The sequence below is a fragment of the Streptomyces sp. NPDC051172 genome, from assembly GCF_040682555.1.
Taxonomy (GTDB): domain Bacteria; phylum Actinomycetota; class Actinomycetes; order Streptomycetales; family Streptomycetaceae; genus Streptomyces.
The window spans coordinates 13,870-37,608 of record NZ_JBFBBE010000005.1 but is presented as its reverse complement, the minus strand read 5'-3'; the positions used below and the strand labels follow the sequence as shown (position 1 = coordinate 37,608).

The 23,739-nt window shown below is 70.6% G+C and carries 23 protein-coding genes and 5 tRNA genes; 10 read left to right on the top strand and 18 right to left on the bottom strand.

Going from position 1 to position 23,739, the window contains the following annotated elements; genetic code table 11:
* Positions 1 to 176: 176 nt before the first annotated feature.
* Positions 177 to 1,937 (bottom strand): carboxylesterase/lipase family protein, encoded by a 1,761-nt coding sequence (locus AB0N07_RS04240; RefSeq protein WP_365831891.1) that lies wholly within the window; start codon positions 1,935 to 1,937, stop codon positions 177 to 179.
* Positions 1,938 to 2,040: 103 nt separating this feature from the next.
* On the opposite strand from AB0N07_RS04240, the gene AB0N07_RS04235 reads away from it, so the two are divergent.
* Positions 2,041 to 2,664 carry a TetR/AcrR family transcriptional regulator gene (locus AB0N07_RS04235; protein ID WP_365831889.1) on the top strand — a complete coding sequence of 208 codons (624 nt, stop codon included), beginning with the start codon at positions 2,041 to 2,043 and terminating at the stop codon, positions 2,662 to 2,664.
* A gap of 220 nt (positions 2,665 to 2,884) precedes the next feature.
* On the opposite strand, the gene AB0N07_RS04230 is transcribed toward AB0N07_RS04235, so the two are convergent.
* A complete protein-coding gene (locus AB0N07_RS04230; RefSeq protein ID WP_365831887.1) occupies positions 2,885 to 4,576 on the bottom strand; it encodes a DAK2 domain-containing protein in 1,692 nt (563 codons plus the stop codon).
* 255 nt (positions 4,577 to 4,831) lie between these two features.
* On the opposite strand from AB0N07_RS04230, the gene rpmB reads away from it, so the two are divergent.
* From rpmB to AB0N07_RS04215, 3 genes are all read left to right on the top strand, one after another.
* Positions 4,832 to 5,017: a 50S ribosomal protein L28 gene (gene rpmB / locus AB0N07_RS04225; RefSeq protein ID WP_007384934.1), complete on the top strand. Its 186-nt coding sequence runs from the start codon at positions 4,832 to 4,834 to the stop codon at positions 5,015 to 5,017.
* Positions 5,018 to 5,153: 136 nt separating this feature from the next.
* A complete protein-coding gene (locus tag AB0N07_RS04220) occupies positions 5,154 to 8,147 on the top strand; it encodes a BTAD domain-containing putative transcriptional regulator (RefSeq protein WP_365831885.1) in 2,994 nt (997 codons plus the stop codon).
* Positions 8,148 to 8,181: 34 nt separating this feature from the next.
* Positions 8,182 to 9,402 carry an FAD-dependent monooxygenase gene (locus AB0N07_RS04215; RefSeq protein ID WP_365831883.1) on the top strand — a complete coding sequence of 407 codons (1,221 nt, stop codon included), beginning with the start codon at positions 8,182 to 8,184 and terminating at the stop codon, positions 9,400 to 9,402.
* Here the strand turns inward: AB0N07_RS04215 and thiD are convergent.
* Positions 9,377 to 10,183 carry a bifunctional hydroxymethylpyrimidine kinase/phosphomethylpyrimidine kinase gene (gene thiD / locus AB0N07_RS04210; protein ID WP_365831881.1) on the bottom strand — a complete coding sequence of 269 codons (807 nt, stop codon included), beginning with the start codon at positions 10,181 to 10,183 and terminating at the stop codon, positions 9,377 to 9,379. The genes AB0N07_RS04215 and thiD overlap by 26 nt on opposite strands.
* Positions 10,180 to 11,145 (bottom strand): thiamine-phosphate kinase, encoded by a 966-nt coding sequence (locus AB0N07_RS04205; protein ID WP_030943058.1) that lies wholly within the window; start codon positions 11,143 to 11,145, stop codon positions 10,180 to 10,182. The genes thiD and AB0N07_RS04205 overlap by 4 nt, the downstream gene beginning before the upstream one ends.
* A 206-nt stretch (positions 11,146 to 11,351) precedes the next feature.
* Here AB0N07_RS04205 and AB0N07_RS04200 point away from each other — a divergent pair, with 206 nt between their 5' ends.
* Together AB0N07_RS04200 and AB0N07_RS04195 are read left to right on the top strand one after the other, a co-directional pair.
* On the top strand, positions 11,352 to 11,585 hold the full coding sequence (locus AB0N07_RS04200) for an Lrp/AsnC ligand binding domain-containing protein (protein WP_003997603.1): 234 nt from the start codon (positions 11,352 to 11,354) through the stop codon (positions 11,583 to 11,585).
* 20 nt (positions 11,586 to 11,605) lie between these two features.
* Positions 11,606 to 12,097 carry a DUF3515 domain-containing protein gene (locus AB0N07_RS04195; RefSeq protein WP_365831878.1) on the top strand — a complete coding sequence of 164 codons (492 nt, stop codon included), beginning with the start codon at positions 11,606 to 11,608 and terminating at the stop codon, positions 12,095 to 12,097.
* Between the two features lie 81 nt (positions 12,098 to 12,178).
* Here AB0N07_RS04195 and AB0N07_RS04190 read toward each other — a convergent pair whose 3' ends face one another.
* Genes AB0N07_RS04190 through AB0N07_RS04180 form a run of 3 tightly spaced genes read right to left on the bottom strand, consistent with a single transcriptional unit; the run spans position 12,179 to position 15,185 of the window.
* Positions 12,179 to 13,336, bottom strand: coding sequence for a D-alanine--D-alanine ligase family protein (locus AB0N07_RS04190; RefSeq protein ID WP_365831876.1), 1,158 nt, complete (start codon positions 13,334 to 13,336; stop codon positions 12,179 to 12,181).
* A 59-nt stretch (positions 13,337 to 13,395) separates the two neighbouring features.
* A complete protein-coding gene (locus AB0N07_RS04185) occupies positions 13,396 to 14,406 on the bottom strand; it encodes an NAD(P)H-dependent glycerol-3-phosphate dehydrogenase (protein ID WP_365831874.1) in 1,011 nt (336 codons plus the stop codon).
* Entirely contained in the window at positions 14,403 to 15,185 is a 783-nt protein-coding gene (locus AB0N07_RS04180) for a lysophospholipid acyltransferase family protein (protein ID WP_365831872.1), read from the bottom strand. The genes AB0N07_RS04185 and AB0N07_RS04180 overlap by 4 nt, the downstream gene beginning before the upstream one ends.
* A gap of 155 nt (positions 15,186 to 15,340) precedes the next feature.
* On the opposite strand from AB0N07_RS04180, the gene cofC reads away from it, so the two are divergent.
* Together cofC and AB0N07_RS04170 are read left to right on the top strand one after the other, a co-directional pair.
* On the top strand, positions 15,341 to 15,979 hold the full coding sequence (gene cofC / locus AB0N07_RS04175) for a 2-phospho-L-lactate guanylyltransferase (protein ID WP_365831870.1): 639 nt from the start codon (positions 15,341 to 15,343) through the stop codon (positions 15,977 to 15,979).
* Between the two features lie 194 nt (positions 15,980 to 16,173).
* The gene (locus AB0N07_RS04170; RefSeq protein ID WP_365831868.1) at positions 16,174 to 16,377 is read left to right on the top strand and encodes a hypothetical protein; all 204 of its coding nucleotides are present in this window, start codon (positions 16,174 to 16,176) and stop codon (positions 16,375 to 16,377) included.
* 89 nt (positions 16,378 to 16,466) lie between these two features.
* Here AB0N07_RS04170 and AB0N07_RS04165 read toward each other — a convergent pair whose 3' ends face one another.
* From AB0N07_RS04165 to leuC, 4 genes are all read right to left on the bottom strand, one after another.
* Positions 16,467 to 17,114: an HU family DNA-binding protein gene (locus AB0N07_RS04165; protein WP_365831866.1), complete on the bottom strand. Its 648-nt coding sequence runs from the start codon at positions 17,112 to 17,114 to the stop codon at positions 16,467 to 16,469.
* A 137-nt stretch (positions 17,115 to 17,251) separates the two neighbouring features.
* The gene (locus AB0N07_RS04160; RefSeq protein WP_030943037.1) at positions 17,252 to 17,482 is read right to left on the bottom strand and encodes a hypothetical protein; all 231 of its coding nucleotides are present in this window, start codon (positions 17,480 to 17,482) and stop codon (positions 17,252 to 17,254) included.
* Between the two features lie 265 nt (positions 17,483 to 17,747).
* Positions 17,748 to 18,341 (bottom strand): 3-isopropylmalate dehydratase small subunit, encoded by a 594-nt coding sequence (gene leuD, locus AB0N07_RS04155; RefSeq protein WP_365831863.1) that lies wholly within the window; start codon positions 18,339 to 18,341, stop codon positions 17,748 to 17,750.
* Between the two features lie 5 nt (positions 18,342 to 18,346).
* Positions 18,347 to 19,777, bottom strand: a complete 1,431-nt coding sequence (leuC, locus tag AB0N07_RS04150; RefSeq protein ID WP_365831861.1) for a 3-isopropylmalate dehydratase large subunit — start codon at positions 19,775 to 19,777, stop codon at positions 18,347 to 18,349.
* 188 nt (positions 19,778 to 19,965) lie between these two features.
* Between leuC and ndgR the strand changes: the two genes are divergently transcribed.
* Positions 19,966 to 20,682: an IclR family transcriptional regulator NdgR gene (gene ndgR, locus AB0N07_RS04145; protein WP_015036427.1), complete on the top strand. Its 717-nt coding sequence runs from the start codon at positions 19,966 to 19,968 to the stop codon at positions 20,680 to 20,682.
* 93 nt (positions 20,683 to 20,775) lie between these two features.
* On the opposite strand, the gene AB0N07_RS04140 is transcribed toward ndgR, so the two are convergent.
* Positions 20,776 to 21,309, bottom strand: coding sequence for a DUF4188 domain-containing protein (locus tag AB0N07_RS04140; protein WP_365831859.1), 534 nt, complete (start codon positions 21,307 to 21,309; stop codon positions 20,776 to 20,778).
* Between the two features lie 89 nt (positions 21,310 to 21,398).
* Here AB0N07_RS04140 and AB0N07_RS04135 point away from each other — a divergent pair, with 89 nt between their 5' ends.
* Positions 21,399 to 22,046 (top strand): MerR family transcriptional regulator, encoded by a 648-nt coding sequence (locus tag AB0N07_RS04135; RefSeq protein ID WP_365831857.1) that lies wholly within the window; start codon positions 21,399 to 21,401, stop codon positions 22,044 to 22,046.
* 53 nt (positions 22,047 to 22,099) lie between these two features.
* Here the strand turns inward: AB0N07_RS04135 and AB0N07_RS04130 are convergent.
* The 6 genes from AB0N07_RS04130 to AB0N07_RS04105 all read right to left on the bottom strand — a co-directional run bounded on the left by AB0N07_RS04130 (position 22,100) and on the right by AB0N07_RS04105 (position 23,416).
* A tRNA-Glu gene (locus AB0N07_RS04130) sits at positions 22,100 to 22,172 on the bottom strand.
* Positions 22,173 to 22,216: 44 nt separating this feature from the next.
* Positions 22,217 to 22,288: transfer RNA gene (locus tag AB0N07_RS04125), tRNA-Gln, on the bottom strand.
* A 20-nt stretch (positions 22,289 to 22,308) separates the two neighbouring features.
* A tRNA-Glu gene (locus AB0N07_RS04120) sits at positions 22,309 to 22,381 on the bottom strand.
* Between the two features lie 29 nt (positions 22,382 to 22,410).
* Positions 22,411 to 22,483 (bottom strand) — tRNA-Glu (locus AB0N07_RS04115).
* Between the two features lie 38 nt (positions 22,484 to 22,521).
* Positions 22,522 to 22,593: transfer RNA gene (locus tag AB0N07_RS04110), tRNA-Gln, on the bottom strand.
* Positions 22,594 to 22,684: 91 nt separating this feature from the next.
* Positions 22,685 to 23,416 (bottom strand): HAD family hydrolase, encoded by a 732-nt coding sequence (locus AB0N07_RS04105; RefSeq protein ID WP_365831855.1) that lies wholly within the window; start codon positions 23,414 to 23,416, stop codon positions 22,685 to 22,687.
* Positions 23,417 to 23,739: the final 323 nt, after the last annotated feature.

Genomic DNA, 23,739 nt, shown 5'->3' with positions numbered 1-23,739 from the left:
TCCTCTCGCTGGACACCCTGCGCGGCTGCGTGAGTGACGACTTCTCTGTCAAGTGCAGCATGTTGGGCTGAGCGGGCTCTGGCTGTGCTGTCCGGACAGTTGGAGATCGATGATCCGTAGAGGACCGGGAGTGCTGCCTGGGCGACCAGCCGCAGGGAAGTGGGGTCGGCCGGTGATCAGGGGGCAGCTGTGGCTGTCCGTGCGACATGTCGCCGCTTGAGCAGGTGGCGGATGCCGAAGAAGGCGCCGACCAGGACGGCAAGGAGGCTGACGGCGATGGCGGTGGTCCAGACGGGGCCGATGAGCGCGATGATCACGCGGGGATCGTGCCAAGGGGTGCCGGGGTAGGTGAGCGGGGTCAGGTCCTGGAGGGTCGGCTTGGTGCCGTCGTAGGGCAGTGCGGAGAACACCTTGCGTTCGTTGCTGAGCGGGTCGTCCTCGACGGTCGTCTTCTTGTCGACCACCAGGGTGGGGCGGTCGGTGAGGTTGTACTGCTTCCAGTCCGCGCGTCCTGGGGTGCCGGTACTGGCGAAGGTGGTCCAGATGTCCTGGACCTGGCCGGACAGGCGGTTGCGCCAGGTGCCGGTGCCGTAGAAGTCGGGGTCGGCGGAGAAGTTGCCGAAGACGAAGCCCAGGTCGATGGCGTGGGGTGCGCCGAATGTGCCGCCGTCCTTGGGTGAGGGGGTGGTGAACAGGCCCATCCAGACCGGCACTCCACGGCGGGCCAGGACTTCGGCGGTGCGGATGGAGGGGGCGCGGAAGGCGACGTCGCCGGCGAGGGCCATGCCCACCTGGGCCTCGGTCAGCTCGGGGCGGTTGTGGCGGTAGGCGGCGATGGCGGCGTCGACGTGATCCTGGCCGACGAGGTTGGCCAGCCAGGGCCGGTAGAGCACTTCCGGCATCCGCTCGACCTCGGAGATTTCCTGTATCCAGTAGCGGGCCTCGTCGCGGGTGGTGGTGATGACGGTGGGCACCTTGGGCCCGTCGGCGGAGGCCAGGCGCTTCATCGGGTGCTCGGGCAGCACCCGGCCGTCGACGACCGGACCGAACGCGGTGTCGGAGAACTCGCTGTCGTACAGCTTGTCGCTGGCCTGCTGCAGGCGCTTGGCGCTCAGCTTCTGCAGTTCGCCGGCCGTGGCGGCGCCGGCGAGCCTGCGGTAGGCACGGGAGACCTTGCCGGCCTGCTTGAGGTCGGAGGCGTTGGCTGCGGTGCCGCTCTCCAGGATCACGCGCTGGTACAGGCCGTCGGCCTGCGGGCTGCCCAGGATCGCGGAGACGGAGATGGCGCCCGCCGACTCGCCGAAAAGGGTCACGTTGCGGGGGTCGCCGCCGAAGGCGGCGATGTTGTCGCGCACCCAGCGCAGTCCGGCGATCTGGTCCAGCAGCCCGTTGTTTGCGCTGGTCGCGTACTGCTTGCCCAGGGAGGACAGGTCAAGGTAGCCGAACGGGCCGAAGCGGTACTGCAGCGTGACCACCACGACGCCCTTGCGGGCCAGAGCGGCGCCGTCGTAGATCGGCTCGGCGGCCGTGCCCTCCACGAACCCTCCGCCGTGGATGAAGACCATCACCGGCTTCCTGTCCCTGCCCGAGGCCGTGCCGGCGGTCCACACGTTCGCGGTCAGACAGTCCTCCGAAATCGCCGTCCCCTTGGGCACGATCTCGGCGTGCGGCTGCATGCACGCCGCACCGAACTCCGTGGCATCCCGCACGCCCGGCCACCGCTGCGCGGGCTGCGGCGGCAGGAACCGGCGCCTGCCGGTCGGCGGTGCGGCGTAGGGCATGCCCTTGAACGCCCGCACACCATCAGTGACCGCGCCGCGGACCTTCCCGGCGGTCGTTGTCGCAACCGGCGAGGAAGAACCGTCGGCGGCGCCGGCTGCGGGGGCGGCAAGGGCCAGCGTCAGCAGCGCGGCAAAGAGCGTCAGACCTCTTCGCATGATCACCCCTCTCAATGCAACAACGTTTCAAACGTCAATGTACAACATCGTTGCAAACGATAGGATGGAGGCCGCACCGCAGAGCTGAAGGAGACGAAGGCACATGCCTGCCGAGGTGGAGAGCACGGAGCGCAGGCGGCAGATCGGCGAAGCCGCACTGCGCGTGGTCCGGGAACGAGGAGCGGCCCAGCTGACCATCCGTGCGGTCGCACAGGCCATGGGCGGCTCCACCAGCCTGATCACCCACTATGTCCGCAACCGTCGCGAACTGCTCATCCTCGCCTTCACCACCGTCGAACACCGCTGGGCGGCCGAGGAACAGCGCCTCGCGGACCTTCCGGCCGCCGAGCGGATCGAGCACTTGGCCACGTGGGGCGCGGACTGGTCGCGGGAGGAGGACGAAGTCGTCGCCGCCCTCCTCCTGCACCTCCTCACCGAAGCGAAACCAGCGCCGGAAGACCTCGCCGTCGTCCACCACACCCTCGACGCATGGCACTGCGAACTCGGCCAGGCCGCGGAAGCCGCAGGCATTCCCGACCCCTGGGCAGCCGCCGACCTGATCTACCTCGTCTCCCGCGGCGCCATGCTCAGCACCCTCGAACACCCCGGGACCTGGACCGCCGAACGCCTCACCACGGCAGCCGGCAACCTCAACCGGCTACTTCGCCCAGGCTCGACCGCCCCTGCCCGGCCGACCGGGCAGAAGCACCCTGGGGCTGACGCTTGAGGCAGGCCGCAGGGGCTGTGCGGGATGATCGTCGCGTGCGGTGATTCTCAGAATTCGCCTTCTTCGGCGCGATGGGGCTTCACCCGCCGTGAAGGTCGCGTTCCGCGTGGGCCGTCGGCGGCCGGGGCTGCGGAGCAGCGAGTGGACGATGGCGGGACGTTGCCCGAGCTGCCGGCGCAGGATCCGGTTTTCGACCGTGGCCTTTGCGGCCCCGGTAGCGCTATTCGACGCCGATCAGGAGCAGGGCTCCCTGGCGGCCGCCCCGGTACACCACCGTGTCGACGGCGAGGTACGACTCGCGGACACGTGTTTCCAGGCGGTCCGCGACGGAGTCGGGGGCCTCGTCGCCCAGGACGAGGGTGACCAGTTCGCCGCCGGCCTGGAGCATGCGGTCCAGGACGGTTTCGGCGGTGAGGGTGACGTCGGAGCCGATCACGGCCACGTCGCCGTCGATGAGGCCGAGGACGTCACCGGCCTGGCAGATTCCGGCCATGGTCCAGGACTGGTGCTCGGCGACGGCGACCTCGGCGTAGCGGGTCGCACCGGCCGCGGAGGTCATCGACACGACGTCCTCGTCGAAGCGGCGCTCCGGCTCGTGCACGGCGAGCGCGGCGATGCCCTGTACCGCGGAGCGGGTCGGGATCAGGGCCACCCGGATGCCCTCGGTCCGGGCCTGCTCGGCCGCCGCCGCGGCGGTGTGGCGCAGGTCGGCGTCGTTGGGCAGCAGTACCACCTCGCGCGCGTGGGCGCGCCGTACGGCGTCGACGAGCTCACCGCTCGCGGGCGGCTCCCCGGGACGCGCGAGCACGGTGGTCGCGCCCGCCTCGGTGTACAGCCCGGCCAGGCCCTCGCCCGGCACGACGGCCACGACCGCCCGCTGAACCTGCTCCCTGAGCGGCCGCCGCCCACCGGTGGTGTGCACGTCGCCGACGCCGAAGTGGGTGATCCGGATCCGGTACGGCCGCCCCGCCTCGACACCTGCCTCCACGGCGGCGCCCGCATCGTCCACGTGTACGTGCACGTTCCACAGCCCATCGCCCCCGACCACCACGAGCGAGTCCCCGAGGGCGTCGAGACGCACCCGCAGCCGGTCCACGGCCGCGTCCTCGGCCTCCAGCAGGTAGATCACCTCGAAGGCGGGGCCGCCCCCCGGAGCGGAGGCACAGTCCTCGGTGACGAGGGTGCTCTCGGCCGCGGCCGTATCGGTCTGCACACGCGCGTGCCCGCCGAAGAGCGCGACGGCCGCCGGCGCCTCCCCCGTGAACGTCTCCACCAGCGCCGCGAGCACCGCCACCAGCCCCCGCCCGCCGGCGTCGACCACCCCGGCCCGCCCCAGCACGGCCAGCTGCCCGGGGGTCGCGGCCAGTGCAGCGCGCGCTCCCTCGTAGGCGGCCCGCGCGACCGCCCCGCAGTCGCCCTCGGCTCCCATGGCCGCGTCGGCGGCCGCCGAGGCGACCGACAGGACCGTGCCCTCGACCGGGTGCGCGACGGCCTGGCGGGCGGAGTCGGCCGCGTGCCGCAGGGCGAGCCGAAGGCCGGAGCCGTCGGTGTGAGGCGTCTCACCCTCCGCCGCCAGCACCTGCGCCATGCCGCGCAGCAGCTGGGCGAGGATCGTCCCGGAGTTCCCCTGGGCGCCGATCAACGCCCCGTGAGCCATCGCGCGCGCGGCATCGGCCAGCGAAGGCTTCCCGGCGACCTCGGCGCCCACCTCGTGCCCGGCGAAGACGGCCTCCACCGCCCCGACGGCGGACTCCACGGTCAGATACAGGTTGGTGCCGGTGTCCCCGTCGGCCACGGGGTAGACGTTGATCGCGTCGATCTCCTCGCGCGCGCGGCCGAGCGCCTCCAGCGCGAGGCCGCACCAGGTGCGCACCGCGAGAGCATCGAAGAATGTCTGCGGCACCTGCGCCACCTGCGCCTCCTCAGGATCCGGACTGGACGCAGCGTAGACCCAGGGCGGGTGACCACCGGAAGAGGGCCGGGAGCGGGGCCCCGATCAGCCATGGTAGTTTCGTTGTACTGGCGCAGTCGTTGTATGCTGCTCCGGTTGCCCGATCCCGATCGGGCTTTACCCCTGGCACCGCCACTCAGATCTCTGATCCTGCGATCTCGATCCCGGCATGCCGGGACTCAACCGTAAGTGCATCTGAAGTCTTTGGAGTGACCCGTGGCTGCCAACTGCGACGTCTGCGGCAAGGGGCCGGGCTTCGGCAACAGCGTGTCGTTTTCGCACCGCCGTACGTCCCGTCGCTGGAACCCGAACATCCAGCACGTCCGTACTGTGGTCGGCGGGACGCCGAAGCGCCTGAACGTCTGCACCTCGTGCATCAAGGCCGGCAAGGTCTCGCGCTGACGCCCAGCTAAGCGCGCGGCCTCCGCTGGTTCGCTGCACTGAGCCGGTCCACCTCGGTGGACCGGCTTTTTGCCGTACCTGACAAGACAGCGGGCTTTTTCCGTACCTGACAAAGCGGGCCTGACAAGCTGGGCGCATGCGCTTCGGCATCCTGGGCCCCCTGGAGGCACGCACCGACGACGGCGCCCCCGTCGACCCCGGAGGGCCCCGCCCCCGCACCCTGCTGACCCTCCTGCTGCTCGACGCGGGCCGGTCGGTCTCCACGGACCGGCTGATCGACGGCCTGTACGGCGCCGAGCCGCCCGCGGGGGCCGCCAACGCCCTCCAGTCGCAGATCTCCCGGCTGCGCCGGCGTCTGGCCCCGCACGCGGAGATCGAGGCGACCCCCACCGGCTACCGCATCGCCACCACTCCCGACACGGTCGACGCCCTCCGGTTCGAACAGCTGGTCGCGCAGGCACGCACTGTTGCCGGCGATCACCGGCAGGCCGCCGCACAACTCAGGGAGGCACTCGCCCTGTGGCGCGGCCCCGCACTGCCCGACCTCCCGGACGCGCACGCCGAGGCCGCCCGGCTCGAGGAGCTCAGACTGGCCGCCGTACAGGACCGGATCGAGGCGGACCTGGCGCTCGGCGGCGGCCCGGAACTCGTACCGGAGCTGCGGGTGCTGCTGTCCGCGCACCCGCTGAGCGAGCGCCTGTACGGGCAGCTGATGCGGGCCCTGCACGCGGGCGGGCGGCCCGCCGAGGCGCTCACGGTGTACGAGGACGCCCGGCGCACCCTCGCCGACGAACTGGGCGCCGATCCCTCGCCCGAGCTGTCCGCCCTGCACCTGGAGCTGCTTCGGGGCGGCGGACCGCGCCGCCGCCTCCCGGTCCAGCTCACCCGTTTCGTGGGCCGCGAGGGCGAACTCACCCGGATCGCCGGCCTCTTGGCCGAGGCCCGCCTGCTCACTCTCACCGGTCCTGGCGGTGCGGGCAAGACACGGCTGGCGATCGAGGCGGCGCACCGGCACGCCGATGTGTGTTTCGTCGAGCTGGCCCCGCTCACGGACGGCAAGCAGATCCCGTACGCCGTCCTCACCGCGCTCGGTGTGCGTGAGGGTTTCCGCACGGCCACGGCCGACAGCACGGACCGGCTGCTGGCCGCGCTGGAGGACCGCGAGCTGCTTCTCGTGCTCGACAACTGCGAGCACCTGGTCGAGGAGGCCGCCAGGATCGCCGCGCTGCTGCTCGGCTCGTGTCCCGGCGTGCGCCTCCTCGCCACCAGCCGCGAGTCCCTGGGGATCACGGGCGAGGTGCTGGTCCCGGTGCCGCCACTGCCGCCGGAACCCGCGGTGCGGCTCTTCACCGACCGGGCCCGGGCCGTACGCCCGGGGTTCGAGGCCCACACGCGCGTGCCCGGCATCTGCGCCGCCCTCGACGGGCTCCCGCTCGCCATCGAGCTGGCGGCGGCCCGGCTGCGCACCCTGACCCCGGACGAGCTGGCGGACCGCCTGGACGACCGGTTCCGCGTGCTGTCCCGGGGCGACCGCTCCAAGGCGCCCCGGCACCGCACCCTGCGCGCCGTCGTGGAGTGGAGCTGGGACCTGCTGGACGAGGAGGAGCGGGAGCTGGCGCGGCGGCTGACGGTGTTCTCCGGAGGCGCGACGCTTCAGGCGGTCGAGGCGGTGTGCGCGCTGCCGTACCCGGAGGACGTCCTGGCCTCGCTGGTCGAGAAGTCGTTCCTGGAGGTGTCCGAGGGGCGCTACCGGATGCTGGAGACGATCAGGGCGTTCGCCGCCGAGGACGTCCCGGACCCGGACCACCTGAAGGACGCGCACGCCGGGTACTTCCTGCGGCTGGCCGAGCAGGCCGAGCCGTACCTCCGCAGCGGCGGCCAACTGCCCTGGCTGGACCGGCTGGCCGCCGAGCGCGGCAACCTGGACGCGGCACTGCGCCATCTCCTACGGGCCGACCCCGCGGACGCCCTGCGTCTGATGGGCCTCCTGTCCTGGTTCTGGCGGCTGCGCGGGCTGCACGGCGAACAGGTGCCGACGGCCCGCGAACTGCTGGCCGCCGTGGGGGACGCACCGCCGCCGGGCCTGGAGGAGGAGTACGTACTGTGCGCCATCAACGCGCTCTCCGCCGACGGGGACCATCCTGTCGGCCAGGACGGCCTCCTCGCGCGCGTGGACGCCGTCCTGAGCACGTACGAGGGGCCGTTGCGGCTGCCGTACGTCTTCGTCCTGTGGTCGGTCGCGGCCGGCCCGCGGCCCGATGCCGACGACCGGACCCTTGCCCTGGCCGGCGACGCCCCCTGGGTCCGGGCGCTGCTCGACGTGGGGCTCGGCTTCCAGGAGCAGTTCGCGGGGCGGGCGCGGGAGGCCGAGGAGGGTTTCGCCCGTGCACTGGCCGGGTTCCGCACCACCGGTGACCGGTGGGGCATGGCCAACTGTCTCGATCCGCTCGGGATGTTCGCCCACGCGCGCGGGGAGTCGGGCCGCGCGCTGGAGCTGTTCGACGAGGGACTGGCATGCGTGCGGGAGCTGGCCGCGCCGGAGGAGACGGCCGATCTGCTGCGCGGCCGCGGGACCGTGCTGCTGCACCAAGGGGACGCATCCGGCGCGGCGGCCCACTTCGAGCAGGCGTTGACGCTCGCGCGTGCCGCCGGTCTGCCCGACAAGGTGGCGAGCGCGCGGCGCGGCCTGGGCGACACGGCCCGCCTGTCCGGGGACACGGCACGCGCGCGCGTGCACTACGAAAACGCGCTGGCGGAGTGCGCGGCCAACTGGTTCAGCGTCGGCGAGACCGTACGGATCATCGTCGGACTCGGCCGTACGGCCGCCGCCGAGGGCCGTACCGGGCAGGCCGGCGACTGGTTCCGGCAGGCCGCCGAGCTCGCCGCCGAGGGGCCGGGCGACCTCGAACTCGCCGATTCCGCGGAGGCCTTGGCATCCGTCGCCGAGTCTCCGGAGCGGGCCGCCGTCCTGCTCGGCGCGGCAGCCGCCCTGCGCGGCATGCGCAACATGGGCGACCCCGATGTCGTACGCACCGAGCAGGACGTACGCGCGAAGCTGTCGCCCGAGGCCTACGATCAGGCCTTCGAGCAGGGCCGGAGGCTGCGGTCAGCGGCAGTCAGCGAACGGTAGGAGGACGGTCAGCGCCGCCGCCGAAGCTCAACCCATGACGAAGACCCAGAGCACGACGAACACACAGAGCCTGAGCCACCTGAACGTCCTCATCTCCGGCGCCAGCGTCGCCGGCCCGGCCCTCGCCCTCAACCTGCTGCGCCACGGCGCCCGCGTCACCGTCGTCGAGAAGGCGCCCGACCTGCGCGGCGGCGGCTTCGCGGTCGACTTCCGCGGCCACGTCCACCGCACCGTCCTCACCGCCATGGGCATCTGGGACGAGATCCACGCCCGCCAGACCCACATGGGCCGCCAGATCGTCGTCGACGCGAACGGCTCCCCGAAGGTGGACCTGCCCTCGGAGATGATGAGTGGCGACGTCGAGATCTTCCGGGGCGAGCTCGCGCGGACCATGTACGAGCGCACCCGCGGCCGCGTCGAGTACGTGTTCGGCGACTCGATCGCCACCCTCACCGACACGGCCGACGGGGTCGACGTCACCTTCGAGCAGGGTCCCGCCCGTCGCTTCGACCTGGTGATCGGCGCGGACGGCCTGCACTCGAACACCCGCGCCCTGGCCTTCGGTGACGAGTCGCGCTACCTGCGCTTCTTCGACCACTACGTGGCGGGCTTCGAGGTCCCCAACCACCTGGGCCTGGACCGCACCGGCCGCACCTACAGCGAGCCCGGCCGGGCAATCGTGATCGGCAACTACGACGGCGACCCGGACCGGGCGAGCGCGCTGCTGGTCTTCCGGTCGGAACAACTGTCGTACGACCGCCGGGACATCGCAGGGCAGAAGCGGATCCTCGCCGACCGCTTCGCGGGGATGGGCTGGGAGGGGCCGAACGTCCTCAAGGCCCTCGAACAGACCGGGGACCTCTACTTCGACGCGATCGCCCAGATCCACGTCGACCGGCTCACCAAGGGGCGCGTGGCGCTCCTCGGGGACGCGGGCTACGGAGCGACCATGGGCGGCATGGGGACGGGCGTGGCGATCGTCGGGGCGTACGTCCTCGCCGGTGAACTGGCGCTCGCGGGCGGGGACCACCGTACGGCGTTCGCCGCGTACGAGGCCCGGATCACCGACGTCGCCAAGGGCTGCCAGAAGACCTCGGGCAACGCGGGCCCGTTCTTCGCGCCGCCCACCGAGCGGCGCATCCGCAGCCGGGACCGCATGTACCGGCTGCTCGCCTCCCGGCCGCTCGCGGCCTTCTTCAAGAAGATCACCGAGAAGTCGGCGACCAACATCAAGCTCCCCGAGTACCCCGCGTAAGGGCCCACCCGTGGTCCACGGGCCCGATCCCCCCACCGAGCGCGAACCCGGCCGCGATCGCCCCGGTGACGTACTCCTTGGCCGCCGTCACCGCCTGAGGCACGGACTGCCCCTTCGCGAGCTGCGAGGCGATCGCCGACGCGAGGGTGCAGCCCGTGCCGTGCGTGTGCCGGTTGTCGTGCCGCGGGGCGCGCAGCCAGTGTTCCTCGGAGCCGTCGGTGAGCAGGTCGACGGCCTCGCCGGGCAGATGGCCGCCCTTGACGAGCACCCAGCGCGGCCCGTACGACAGCACGGCCGCGGCCGCCGCGCGCAGATCCGGCTCCGCCTCGACGTGCACACCGGTGAGTTGGGCCACCTCGTCGAGGTTCGGCGTCGCGACGGTCGCCGCGGGCAGCAGTTTCGTCCGCACGGACTCCAGCGCGGAGGCCGCCAGCAGCGAGTCCCCGTGCTTCGAGATGCCGACCGGGTCGACGACCGCGGGAGCATCGGTCGCGGCGATCAACTCGGCCACCGCCTCGACGAGTTCCACCGAGGCCAGCATCCCGGTCTTGACCGCCTGTACGCCGATGTCGTCGACCACACTCCGGTACTGGGCCCGCACGGCCTCCACCGGCAGCTCCCAAGCGCCCTGCACGCCAAGGGAGTTCTGCGCCGTGACCGCCGTGACGACACTCATGCCGTGCACGCCGAGCGCGAGCATCGTCTTCAAGTCGGCCTGGATCCCGGCCCCTCCGCCGGAATCGGAGCCCGCGACTGTCAGCACCCTGGGCGGGGCGCTCACGACTCGATGTCCCCGAAGTGGTCCCAGCCGCCCTTGCTGGTCCACGGCGCCCCGTCGACCGTCACCTGGGGCAGCGCCGACGGGTTGAGCACCTCGCCGATCACCTTCCAGCGGGCCGGCAGTTTCACGTCCGGCGGGAAGGTCGCCACGATCGCGTGGTCCTCTCCCCCGGTCAGCACCCACTGCATGGGATCGACACCGACGGCCTGCCCGATGTCGTTCATCTGGGACGGGATGTCGATCGCGCCGGAACGGATGTCGATACGGACCTTGCTGGCCTCGGCGATGTGCCCCAGGTCGGCGATGAGCCCGTCGCTGACGTCGCACATCGCGGTCGCACCGAGCCCCGCGGCCGCCGGACCCGCGTGGTACGGCGGCTCGGGGCGCCGGTGCGCCTCCACGAACGCACGCGGCGAACGAAAGCCCCGGGAGAGCACCGCGTACCCGGCGGCGGACCAGCCGAGCCAGCCGGTCACCGCGACCAGGTCGCCGGGCTGGGCGCCGCCCCGGGTGATCGGCTCCTGGTTGCGCAGATCGCCGAGCGCGGTGATCGACACCACGATCGTGTCACCCCGTACGACATCCCCGCCGACCACGGACGCGCCCGCGACCTGGCACTCGTCGCGGATGCCGTCCATCAGCTCGCTCGGCCAGGTCACCGGGAGTTCGGCGGGAACCACCAGGCCGAGCAGCAGTGCCGTCGGTACGGCACCCATGGCGGCGATGTCCGCGAGGTTCTGCGCAGCGGCCTTACGTCCGACGTCGTAGGCGGTGGACCAGTCGCGGCGGAAGTGCCGTCCCTCCAGGAGGATGTCTGTGCTGGCCACGACCCGGCGGTCGGGTGCGGCCACCACCGCGGCGTCGTCGCCGGGGCCGACCCGGACCGCCGGGGTGGTGGTGAGACGGGAGGTGAGCTCCCTGATGAGCCCGAACTCCCCGAGCTCACCAACAGTGCCCTTCATTGCCCTTGCTCCCCTTCTGTCCCTGGCCGTGCCCGGTCGCGCGTCATCAGTGTCCTCGATACGGTCGAGGTGACCGTCAACCTTTGCCGTGCCTGCACCCCGGCGCGCAAGCCCCGGCCTCCGCAGGTCTCCCCGCGGCGAGCGGCGACGCGATACCGTGGCGTTCCTTTTCCCCACATGATCCTCGTGGCCGCCCTGGAGGTTCCGTGGTACAGGCGTACATCCTGATCCAGACGGAGGTCGGCAAGGCGTCGACCGTCGCCGAGACGATCAGCAAGATCCCTGGAGTCATCCAGGCCGAGGACGTGACAGGACCCTATGACGTGATCGTGCGGGCCCAGGCCGACACCGTGGACGACCTCGGTCGCATGGTGGTCGCGAAGGTCCAGCAGGTGGACGGCATCACCCGCACCCTGACCTGCCCGGTCGTCCATCTGTAGCCCCCGTCTACCCTTGCCCGGTGAAGTTCTTCCGTCACCGGCGCCGCATCCTTGTCGGGCCGCCCGTCCTCATACTGCTGATCACCGCCGTGGGCTGCTCATCAGCAGACGATGACGCCCGGGCCGCGGTTCCCTCGCCGGGGGCAAAGGTCGTCGAACTGTGCCGCAAGCTCGACAAGGTGCTGCCGGAAAAGGCGGACGGACAGGATCGCCGGGATCCCACGCCCGCGTCCGCGCTGACCGCGGGCTGGGGGAACCCGGCGATCATACTGCGCTGCGGTGTTCCGCGGCCCGCCGAGATGAGTGATCCGGAGGCCGACGGGGTCGAGGTGAACGGGGTGGGCTGGTTGTTGCAGAAGCAGGGCGACGGGTCGTTCCGCTTCACTTCGACGCTGCGGAAGGCTTACGTCGAGGTGACGATCCCTGCGAAGCGCACCGGCGATGGCATGGCGCCGTTGGTTGATCTGGCGCCTGCCATCAAGAAGGCGGTGCCGGTGGGTATTGCCGACTAATCGCCGTAGCCGGCAAGGTCGTACGTCGGCTGCGGGCCGGATGGGGCTGATCGCGCAGTTCCCCAAACGCCCCTTGAAGGCCTACCGCAGTCCCGTTGACCTGCGAAGCGCGGCCTGGATGAGCTTGTCCACCAGCTCGGGGTAGCTGATGCCGGTCGCCTGCCACATCTGGGGGTACATCGAGATCGGGGTCATGCCGGGCATGGTGTTGATCTCGTTGATCACGAACTCGCCGTCCTCGGTGAGGAAGAAGTCCGCGCGCACCAGGCCCTCGCAGGACGCGGCCTCGAAGGCGTCCACCGCGAGCCGCTGCACCTCGGCGGTCTCCTCGGGCGTCAGCGGTGCCGGCACGATTCCCGGGGTCGAGTCGATGTACTTCGCCTCGAAGTCGTAGTACGCGTGCGCGTCCGGCGGCGGGATCTCGGAGGGCACGCTCGCCCGCGGACCGTCCGCGAACTCCAGCACCCCGCACTCGATCTCGCGGCCGCGCAGCGCCGCCTCCACGAGGATCTTCGGGTCGTGCCGCTGGGCCTCGGCGATCGCGTCGCCGAGGCCGGCGATGTCGTCGACCTTGGTGATGCCGATCGACGAGCCCGCGCGCGCGGGCTTCACGAAGAGCGGCCAGCCGTGCTCGCCGGCGAAGTCGACGATCTTCTTGCGCGCGGCCGACTCGTCCTGTTCCCACTCGCGCGGCCGGATCACCACGTACGGGCCGACCTTCAGCCCGAAGGAGGTGAACACCCGCTTCATGTACTCCTTGTCCTGGCCGACGGCCGAAGCGAGCACGCCCGAACCCACGTACGGGACGCCGGAGAGCTCCAGCAGGCCCTGCAGGGTGCCGTCCTCGCCGTACGGGCCGTGCAGGACGGGGAAGACGACGTCGACCTCGCCGAGCGCCTTGGGCACCGACCCGGGCTCACTGACGACGACTTCGCGGTTGCCGGGGTCGAGGGGGAGCACCACACCGCCCTCGCCCGGCTCGGCCACGTCCTCCACCTCGGGCGTACGGCGGTCGGTGATCGCCATGCGTTCGGGCTCGTCGGCGGTGAGGGCCCAGCGGCCGTCCCGGGTGATGCCGATCGGGAGGACGTCGTACTTGGTCCGGTCGACGGCCTTGAGGACGGCGCCTGCGGTGACCACGGAGATCCCGTGTTCGGAGCTGCGCCCGCCGAACACGACGGCCACGCGCGGCTTGCGAGGCGGCTGCTCAGGGCTCTGGGGGAGGTTCTCGGTGCTCATATCGCGTTGAGCGTACCCGTTGGTAGAGCCCCGATACAGCGTCGACTCAGCAGGTTCGCTCAGCGTCGTTCGGGCTTTGCGCTGCGCGACATCAGCTCCTTGAGGGCGACCACCGGGGGCTTGCCCTCGTGCACGATGTCCACGACGGTCTCGGTGATGGGCATCTCCACGCCGTGCCGGCGGGCCAGATCCGCCACGGACTCACAGGACTTGACGCCCTCGGCGGTCTGCTTGGTGACCGCGATGGTCTCCTGCAGGGTCATGCCCTTGCCGAGGTTGGTGCCGAAGGTGTGGTTGCGCGACAGCGGCGAGGAGCAGGTCGCCACCAGGTCGCCCAGGCCCGCGAGTCCGGAGAAGGTCAGCGGGTCGGCGCCCAGCGCGATGCCGAGCCGCGTGGTCTCGGCGAGGCCGCGCGTTATGAGCGAGCCCTTGGCGTTGTCGCCGAGGCCCATGCCGTCCGCGATGCCGACGGCGAGGCCGATCACGTTCTTGACGGCACCGCCCAGTTCGCAGCCGACCACGTCCGTGTTCGTGTACGGCCGGAAGTACGGCGTGTGGCAGGCGGTCTGGAGCCGCTGGGCGACCGCCTCGTCGGTGCAGGCGACGACGGCGGCGGCCGGCATCCTGGCGGCGATCTCACGCGCGAGGTTGGGCCCGGTGACGACGGCGATCCGGTCGGCGCCCACCTTGGCGACGTCCTCGATCACCTCGCTCATCCGCATGGCGGAACCGAGTTCGACGCCCTTCATGAGGGAGACGAGGGTCGTGTCGGGCGCGAGCAGCGGCGCCCATTCGGCGAGGTTGCCGCGCAGCGTCTGCGAGGGGATCGCGAGGACGGTGAAGTCGGCGCCGCGGGCGGCCTCGGCGGCGTCCGCGGTCGCCCGTACGTTGTCCGGGAGTTCGACACCGGGGAGGTAGTCGGGGTTCGTCCGCGTGGAGTTGACCGCATCCGCGAGTTCGGCTCGCCGGCCCCACAGAGTGACCTCGCACCCCGCGTCGGCGAGCACCATGGCGAACGCGGTGCCCCACGAACCGGTGCCGAAGACGGCCGCCTTGACGGGCTTGCTCACGTACCCTGCCCCTCTTCCTGCTCGGCCCTCTCCCGGACCTGCTTCTGCTCGTGCGTCCTGCGCCGCTGCTCGATCCGCTCACGGCGCGGGTCGTACGGCGTCTCGGGCGCCTTCTCGCCGCGGATCTCCTCCAGCTGGCGGGTGATGGCGGCCATGATGACCTCGGTCGCCTCCTTCAGGAGGTCCGGGGTCATCTCCTTGTCGTAGAAGCGCGAGAGATCGACGGGCGGTCCCGCGAGGACGTGGTGGGTCTTGCGCGGGCGGAGGCTGGGCTTCTTGGCGTACGGCGGCAGCAGTTCGTTGGCGCCCCACTGGGCGACGGGAATCACCGGGCACTTGGTGGTCAGGGCGACGCGCGCGGCACCCGTCTTGCCGGTCATGGGCCACTGGTTCGGATCCCGGGTGATGGTCCCCTCGGGGTAGAAGGCCACGCACTCGCCGCGCTCCACGGCGTCGATCGCGGCGCGGAATGCGCTCAGCGCGTCCGTGGTCTCGCGGTAGACGGGGATCTGACCGGTGCCGCGCATCGCGGCGCCGACGAATCCCTTCTTGAAAAGGCCGCTCTTCGCCAGGAATCGCGGAACCCTTCCAGTGTTGTACTGATAGTGCGCATACGCGAACGGGTCCACATGGGAATTGTGGTTCACCGCGGTGATAAATCCGCCCTCGGCCGGAATGTGCTCCATTCCGCGCCAGTCCCGCTTGATCAGAACCACCAGTGGCGGTTTGCAGAGCACCGCTGCGAAGCGGTACCAGAAGCCGATTCTGCGGCGGGGCACGCGGACACCTTCCTCTAGGGCCTTGGGGGCCGCACAAGTGTCGCCCCAGGCCGCCGGTCTGTCGAGAACACCGTACGCCCCGACGACACGACCGCCAGATGGCCCAGGTGACGGCTGAGTGACAATGGCCGCGACAAGAGAGGGACGGAACGCCGGTGCTTTGGACCTTGGTCATACCTCTGAAACCCCTGACGCGCGCCAAGAGCAGGCTCTCGGACACCGCGGCCGACGGACTGCGCCCGGGGCTCGCCCTCGCCTTCGCCCAGGACACCGTCGCGGCGGCGCTGGCCTGCCCGGCGGTCGGGGGTGTGGCGGTCGTCACGGACGACGCCCTGGCCGGCCGCGAGCTCGCCGCGCTGGGCGCCCGGATCGTTTCCGACGAGCCCCGGGGCGGCCTCAACGCGGCCCTGACGCACGGTGTGACCGCCGTACGCGCCGCACGGCCCGGCAGCCCCGTTGCAGCCCTGAACGCCGATCTCCCGGCGCTGCGCCCGCTGGAATTGTCCCGCGTGCTGGATGCGGCCGCGGAATTCCCCCGCGCTTTCCTCCCCGACGCGGCCGCAATCGGCACGACGCTGCTGGCCGCAGCCGCCACTCAGGAATTGCTCCCGGCATTCGGCCCGGATTCCCGCGCCAGGCACCGGGCGTCCGGGGCCGTGGAGCTCACGCTCGGAGGCGTGGATTCCGTACGCCAGGACGTGGACACGGGCGACGACTTGCGCGCGGCGCTGGCGCTGGGAGTGGGGCCACGCACGGCAGCCGTTTCGGCGGGTTTGCTGATTCCGGGGACCTGAGGCGCCGGCAGGGCGGTGGGGCCGCTGCTCGCACGAATTGCCCGCAGGCTGGGCTGGGCCGAGCGCCCCAAAGGGGCGCGGGGCTGTGTCGACATGCGGCTCCGCCGCGTGGGCGCGACCAGCCACAACGCACCCGCAGCCGGCAGACACCCGCACCCCCACGGCGAGCCGCCGCAGGCACTACGCTGGCCGTCATGCAAGCCACCGCATACACGTACGACGCCGACACAAGAACCGGCAGCGTGCTGCTGGACGACGGCACCCCGGTGCCCTTCGACGCACCGGCGTTCGACGCGGGCGGCCTGCGACTGCTCCGCCCCGGGCAACGGGTCCGCATCGAGACGGAGGGCGGCAAAGACGGCCTCCGGATCACCCTGGTGACACTCCAGACCCTCTGACCAGACCGTCTGCCCCCGAAAACACGCCGCGGGCCGGACTCCGATGCGGAGTCCGGCCCGGCGCGTGAGTGCCCCTGTGCCCTTACCTCTTACCTCTTGCGGGCCGTGGCCGTCTTGGCGGTGGTGGTCTTGCGGGCCGCCGACTTCTTGGCGGGGGCCTTCTTGGCCGTCGCCTTCTTCGCCGGGGCCTTCTTGGCGGTCGCCGTCTTGGCGGTGCTCTTCTTCGCCGCGCTGGTCTTGGCGGCGCCCGTGGTCTTCTTGGCCGTCGTCTTCTTCGCGGTCGTCTTCTTCGCGGCGGGCGTCGTCTTCTTCGCCGTCGTCTTCTTCGCCGTGGTCTTCTTGGCGGCGGCCGCCTTGGTGGTCTTCTTCGCGGCCGCCTTCTTCACGGTCGCCGCGGCGCCACCGGTCAGGCTGCCCTTGGGCGCCTTCTTGACGGCGACCTCGCCGCCGCGCGGGAGCTTCTTCGAGCCGCTCACCAGGTCCTTGAAGCCCTGGCCCGCGCGGAAGCGCGGAACGGAGGTCTTCTTGACCCGAACCCGCTCGCCGGTCTGCGGGTTGCGGGCGTAGCGGGCCGGACGGTCGACCTTCTCGAACGAGCCGAAGCCGGTGACCGAGACCCGGTCCCCGGCGACGGTCGCGCGGACGATGGCGTCCAGGACCGCGTCGACAGCCTCGGCGGCCTGCTGTCGGCCGCCCAGCTTGTCGGCAATCGCTTCTACGAGCTGCGCCTTGTTCACGTCTTCCCCTTCGGAGACATTGCCAGAACGAAAGTGTTCAAGCTTTTTCGCACGTTAGGCAGATATATACCGCAAATCAAACACGAAACGGGCTAATCACCCGTGCGCCGCAACGAACTCGGCTGTCTCGAACGCGTTCAGCGGTCCTCTTCGGGGAATCGACCCTCGTCGAGGTCCACGGTGAACGCCTCCAGACGCCTTGCCGCGTCGGCGAGATCGTGCTTGGCCGCGGCCGTAATGACCAGCAGCTTCCGGGTCAGCGCCATCCGTACGCCCTCCGGGACTTGCAGTGCGCGCACCCTCGAGTGCGCTTCCTTCAGTTGGTCCGCGACTGCCGCATAGAGCTCGAGTTGGCCGTCGTGTTCCATGCACAGATTGTGCCATCTGGGGCGAGTTGTCGCCTGCGGGGGTCGCAACTGATGCCTCAAACGGCCTTCCGGGCTTCGGTGGGAGTCGCGCCTGCACAACTCGGTTACCCCGGCAACAACCGTCTTAACGTGGGAAGTTGGGAACGGGTGCGAGCGCGCCCGAGGCCGCTTGGGCCCGGACACAGCTGTACCCCCGATCGGGCTGATCGGGGGTACAGCGGGGGTGTTCGGGTGGCCGAAACCCGACCTGCTCAGGGGCTCGGGATCAGACCTTGAGCGTCCGCGGCTTGTACGACGGGCGCTTGGCCTCGTACGTGGCGATGTCGGCCTCGTTCTGGAGGGTGATGGAGATGTCGTCCAGCCCGTTCAGCAGCCGCCAGCGGGAGTTCTCGTCCAGCTCGAAGGAGGCGGTGATGCCCTCGGCGCGCACCTCGCGGGCCTCCAGGTCGACGGTGATCTCGGCCTCGGGGTCCTTCTCCGTGAGCTCCCACAGCGCGTCCACGATCTTCTGCTCCAGAACGACCGTGAGCAGGCCGTTCTTCAGCGAGTTGCCGCGGAAGATATCGGCGAAGCGGGAGGAGATCACGGCCTTGAAGCCGTAGTTCTGCAGCGCCCACACCGCGTGCTCACGGGAGGAGCCGGTGCCGAAGTCGGGGCCGGCGACCAGGACCGTGGCACCCTGCCGCTCGGGGCGGTTGAGGACGAAGGTCTCGTCCTTGCGCCAGGCCTCGAACAGCCCGTCCTCGAAACCGTCCCGCGTGACCTTCTTGAGCCAGTGAGCAGGGATGATCTGGTCGGTGTCGACGTTGGAGCGGCGCAGCGGGACGGCCCGGCCGGTGTGCGTGGTGAATGCTTCCATGACTCTCAGACTCCAGCGGGCGTACGGGTCTCGGCGTCGGACAGGTCGGCCGGGGAGGCCAGGTGGCCCAGGACCGCCGTCGCGGCGGCGACCTGTGGCGACACCAGGTGCGTACGACCGCCCTTGCCCTGTCGGCCCTCGAAGTTGCGGTTGGAGGTGGACGCGGAGCGCTCACCCGGGGCCAGCTGGTCGGGGTTCATGCCCAGGCACATCGAGCAGCCCGCGTGCCGCCATTCGGCGCCGGCCTCCTTGAAGACCACGTCCAGGCCCTCGGAGACGGCCTGCAGGCCCACGCGAGCGGAGCCCGGGACGACCAGCATCCGTACGCCGTCGGCGACTTTGCGGCCCTCGACGATCGCGGCCGCGGCGCGCAGATCCTCGATGCGGCCGTTGGTGCAGGAGCCTACGAAGACGGTGTCCACCTTGATGGAGCGCAGCGCCTGTCCAGCCTCCAACCCCATGTATTCCAGGGCCTTTTCGGCGGCGAGGCGCTCCGAAGCGTCTTCGTACGAAGCCGGGTCGGGGACGGACGCCGAAAGCGGCGCGCCCTGGCCCGGGTTGGTGCCCCAGGTGACGAACGGCGACAGCGAAGCGGCGTCGATGACGACCTCGGCGTCGAACTCGGCGTCCTCGTCCGTCTTCAGCGTCTTCCAGTACGCGACGGCGGCGTCCCAGTCCTCGCCCTCGGGGGCGTGGGCGCGGCCCTTGATGTACTCGAAGGTGGTCTCGTCGGGGGCGATCATGCCCGCGCGGGCACCGGCCTCGATCGACATGTTGCAGATGGTCATCCGGGCCTCCATCGAGAGCTTCTCGATGGCGGAGCCGCGGTACTCCAGGATGTAGCCCTGGCCGCCGCCGGTACCGATCTTGGCGATGATCGCCAGGATCAGGTCCTTGGCCGTGACGCCCTCGGGCAGTTCGCCGTCGACCGTGATCGCCATGGTCTTCGGACGGGCCAGCGGCAGCGTCTGGGTGGCCAGCACGTGCTCGACCTGCGAGGTGCCGATGCCGAACGCCAGGGCGCCGAACGCGCCGTGCGTGGAGGTGTGGGAGTCACCGCACACGACCGTCGTACCGGGCTGGGTCAGACCCAGCTGCGGGCCGACGACGTGCACGACGCCCTGCTCGACGTCGCCCAGCGGGTGCAGCCGGACGCCGAACTCGGCGCAGTTCTTGCGCAGCGTCTCCAGCTGGGCCCGGGAGACCGGGTCCGCGATCGGCTTGTCGATGTCGAGGGTCGGGGTGTTGTGGTCCTCGGTCGCGATGGTGAGGTCGAGACGGCGCACCGGGCGGCCGTTCTGACGCAGTCCGTCGAAGGCCTGCGGGCTGGTCACCTCGTGCAGGAGGTGGAGATCGATGTAGAGGAGGTCGGGCTCGCCCTCGGCGCGCCGGACGACATGGTCGTCCCAGACCTTCTCCGCGAGTGTCCTACCCATCGCTTTCCCTCCGGCCGGCAAACGTCCACCGGCCCAACTAGAGATCTTGAGGAGACGGCGCCCGGCCCCAATTCACGGGCATCCGTCATCCGGCCCGTTCGGTCAGCGGGCCGCTGTGCATACAAGGGTTGCGCGTCTCACGAAAAAAGGAACTTGCGTTTCACAGAGTGAGACGTGAGTATCGTTTCATGGACAACAGCAGCGGCGTGGGCGTTCTGGACAAGGCAGCCCTTGTCCTCAGCGCCCTGGAGTCCGGCCCGGCCACCCTCGCGGGACTGGTGGCGGCCACCGGACTGGCACGACCGACGGCCCACAGACTGGCCGTGGCCCTGGAGCACCACCGTATGGTGGCACGCGACATGCAGGGCCGTTTCATTCTGGGCCCGCGCCTGGCGGAGCTGGCTGCGGCCGCCGGCGAGGACCGTCTCCTCGCAACCGCGGGCCCGGTGCTCACGCATCTGCGGGACGTCACGGGCGAGAGCGCCCAGCTCTACCGCCGCCAGGGCGACATGCGCATCTGTGTCGCCGCGGCGGAGCGCCTGTCCGGACTTCGGGACACGGTCCCGGTCGGCTCGACGCTCACGATGAAGGCCGGTTCCTCGGCGCAGATCCTGATGGCCTGGGAGGAGCCGGAGCGCCTGCACCGGGGTCTGCAGGGCGCCCGCTTCACGGCCACCGCCCTCTCCGGCGTACGGCGCCGCGGCTGGGCCCAGTCCATCGGCGAGCGGGAACCGGGCGTAGCGTCCGTCTCCGCGCCCGTACGCGGCCCGTCCAACCGCGTGGTGGCCGCGGTGTCCGTCTCCGGCCCCATCGAGCGCCTGACGCGCCACCCGGGCCGGATGCACGCCCAGGCGGTCATCGACGCCGCCGCCCGCCTCTCCGAGGCCCTGCGCCGCACCGGCTGACGCTCAAGGCCGTAGGGAGACGTCAGCGGGGAGAGCCCGCCTCAACGCCGCGGCAGGCCCTCCCCGATCCCCCGCTCCCCCGATCCCCCCTGGTCACCCGGTCTTCTCGGCCGCCTGCCGCTCGGCCCCGGCCGCCGACCGGTACGCGAAACGGTCCTTGGCGTACCGCCCCCGCTTCTCCAGCGGCACCTGCCCGTGCGCACCGGCGAGTCCGAAGGCCGGCATGTCGAAGTAGACGGCCTCGTACGATCCCTCGGGCACCACATACGCCTCGTGCCACAGCCCCACATGGCCGTGCACCTTCCCGGCACGCTCCTTGCCGTTGATGATCGACCAGGCCCGGTGGTGGAACATCTCCGGCGAGTGCGCGTAGGCGTACAGCTTCTCCTTGGACTCCCAGTACTGGACGATGCAGTACGTCCGCGGCGAGGCCGTCAGCAGTACGCGCCCCAGCAGCCCCCGGTCATGGTTCCGCGCAAGCTCCCCAAGCATGCGGAACATCGCCAGCATGACCGGCAGCCACTGGTGCACCGCCCAGAAGTGGTTCACCCGCATGCCGATGAGCAGGACCACCGCATCGCCTTGCGCATCCGCGGTCGTGCGACCTCGTACGGGCTTCGCGAACATGGCGGTCCCCTGGTTCCCTCATCGGATAGCGGAACTATCCTTCTGTCCGGTGCTTGGATAGTGGCACTTCCCAAGGAGAGGCGCAAGAGATGCGGCTGGCCGAGCTCAGCGAGCGCAGTGGGGTGTCCACCGCGACGATCAAGTACTACTTGCGCGAAGGCCTGTTGCCACCGGGAGTCCAGATCAACGCCACGACGGCCGAGTACGACGAGGAGCATCTGCGCCGGCTGCGGCTGGTGCGGGCGATGATCCAGGTGGGCCGGGTGCCGGTGGCGACGGTCCGCGAGGTGCTGGGGCATGTCGACGACGACTCCCTGCCGCGGGCGATCCGCCTCGGCGCCGCGGTGTGGGCGTTGCCGCAGGTGCCGGAGCCGGACGCGGACGACGAGTTCGTCCAGGCCGCACACCAGGAGGTCACGGCGCTCCTGGACCGGCTCGGCTGGCAGAACGCCAGGCGGCTGACGTCCCTCTCCCCCGCATACCGTTCGCTGGTGGTGGCGGTGGCCGCACTGCGCCGGCTCGGCTACGACTTCGGGATCGAAATGCTCACGCCCTACGCCGAGTTGATGTACCGGACGGCGGTCCAGGACCTGGACAACATGGAGGCGCACTCCTCGCAGCAGGAGGAGCAGATCGAGTTCGCGATCCTGGGGGCGATCCTCAACGAGCCGGTGCTCCAGGCGCTGCACCGGCTGGCGCAGGAGGAGGAGACGACACGACGATACGGCTTCGAGTAGCCGTCACCGGACACGACGAAGGCCCTCCGCCGAAGCGAAGGGCCTTCATGATGTACCCCCGACCGGATTCGAACCGGCGCTACCGCCTTGAGAGGGCGGCGTGCTAGGCCGCTACACAACGGGGGCGAGGATCTTGCGAGCGTTCAGTACTGCACCGCCGCAGATCCGAGCTGGTCTACCTGGACTCGAACCAAGACTAACTGAACCAGAATCAGTCGTGCTGCCAATTACACCATAGACCAATGTGGTTTAGACCAGCTTGTACCCCCGACCGGATTCGAACCGGCGCTACCGCCTTGAGAGGGCGGCGTGCTAGGCCGCTACACAACGGGGGCCCTAGCGATCCCGAGTTGATCGAGATCAGTACCCCCGACCGGATTCGAACCGGCGCTACCGCCTTGAGAGGGCGGCGTGCTAGGCCGCTACACAACGGGGGCCTGCGGAAAGATCCGCGATTACGGATAAGCTCCGCGAGCTGGCCTACCTGGACTCGAACCAAGACTAACTGAACCAGAATCAGTCGTGCTGCCAATTACACCATAGGCCACTGGAACGCAAGCCCCTGCGGGGTCCTTGTTCTAGTTTGCTCCTCCGGTTCCCGGCCTTTCGGCCCGCTCTCCGGCGGCGCAGGAAGAACATTACCTGAAGGTGGACGGGGCTCCAAAACGGGTATCGGCGCCGAGGACGGCGGGGAGTTCGGCGAGGGACGCGATCCGGTGCGGGCCCGTGGGCGCATCACCGCTGGTGTGCACGCCGTTGCGGTCGATCCACACCGACAGCAGCCCGGCGTCGGCGGCACCGCGCCCGTCGATCTCCGGGTGGTCGCCGACGTACGCCACCTGGTGCGGTGCGAGTTCCAGGGCCTCGCAGGCTGCCAGGAAGGCACCGGCCTCGGGCTTGGAGACGCCGAGTTCGGCGGCGCACAGGATGACCTCGAAGCGGTCGTGCACACCGAGGGTGCGCAGCTTGCGGTCCTGGACGGTGAGGCTGGAGTTGGACAGCACCGCGTGCCGGTGGCTGGCCGCGAGGGCGTCCAGGGCGGGCAGGACGTCCGGGAAGAGCGCCCAGGCGGCCTCGTAGTGCGCCACGTACCGCCGGAACCAGGCGTCGGCCAGGGCGTCGCTGAGCTGCTCGCCGAGGAACGCCCGTACCCGGTCCCGGCGCTGACCTTCGAAGGTCACCTCGCCCGCCGAGAACCGCACCCACTGCTGGTCGGTGATCTCCCGCCAGCGGGCGAGCGCCTGCTCCACGGTGTCGTACCCGCCGAGCAGCCCCTCGGCGGCGAGATGCGCGCCCATGCCGACGCGGTCGGCGGTGGTGTAGTCGAAGAGGGTGTCGTCGATGTCCCAGACAACGGCTCTGATCGCCATGACACCGACGGTACCCCGGGACCGGCTGGGGGTTCGGGGGTCATCCCCCGATGAACGCAGCGTCGCAGAGGGTGTCGTCGACGTCCCGGACAACGGCTCTGATCACCCTCGCAGGTCGCTCCTGGCGTGAAGCTGGAGTACATGGTGGCCGGCGCCATCATGGTCATCGTCGTGCTGGAGATCTTCGACGGGAGCGCCTACCTGATCGACGAAGCCGACGCGCAGTGACCGAGACGCGAAGGGGCGGCACCCGGAGTTCCGGGTGCCGCCCCGCAGCTAGGTGGTTTTAAAAACCCCCCCCATATAAAAGCAACCCGCAGGTG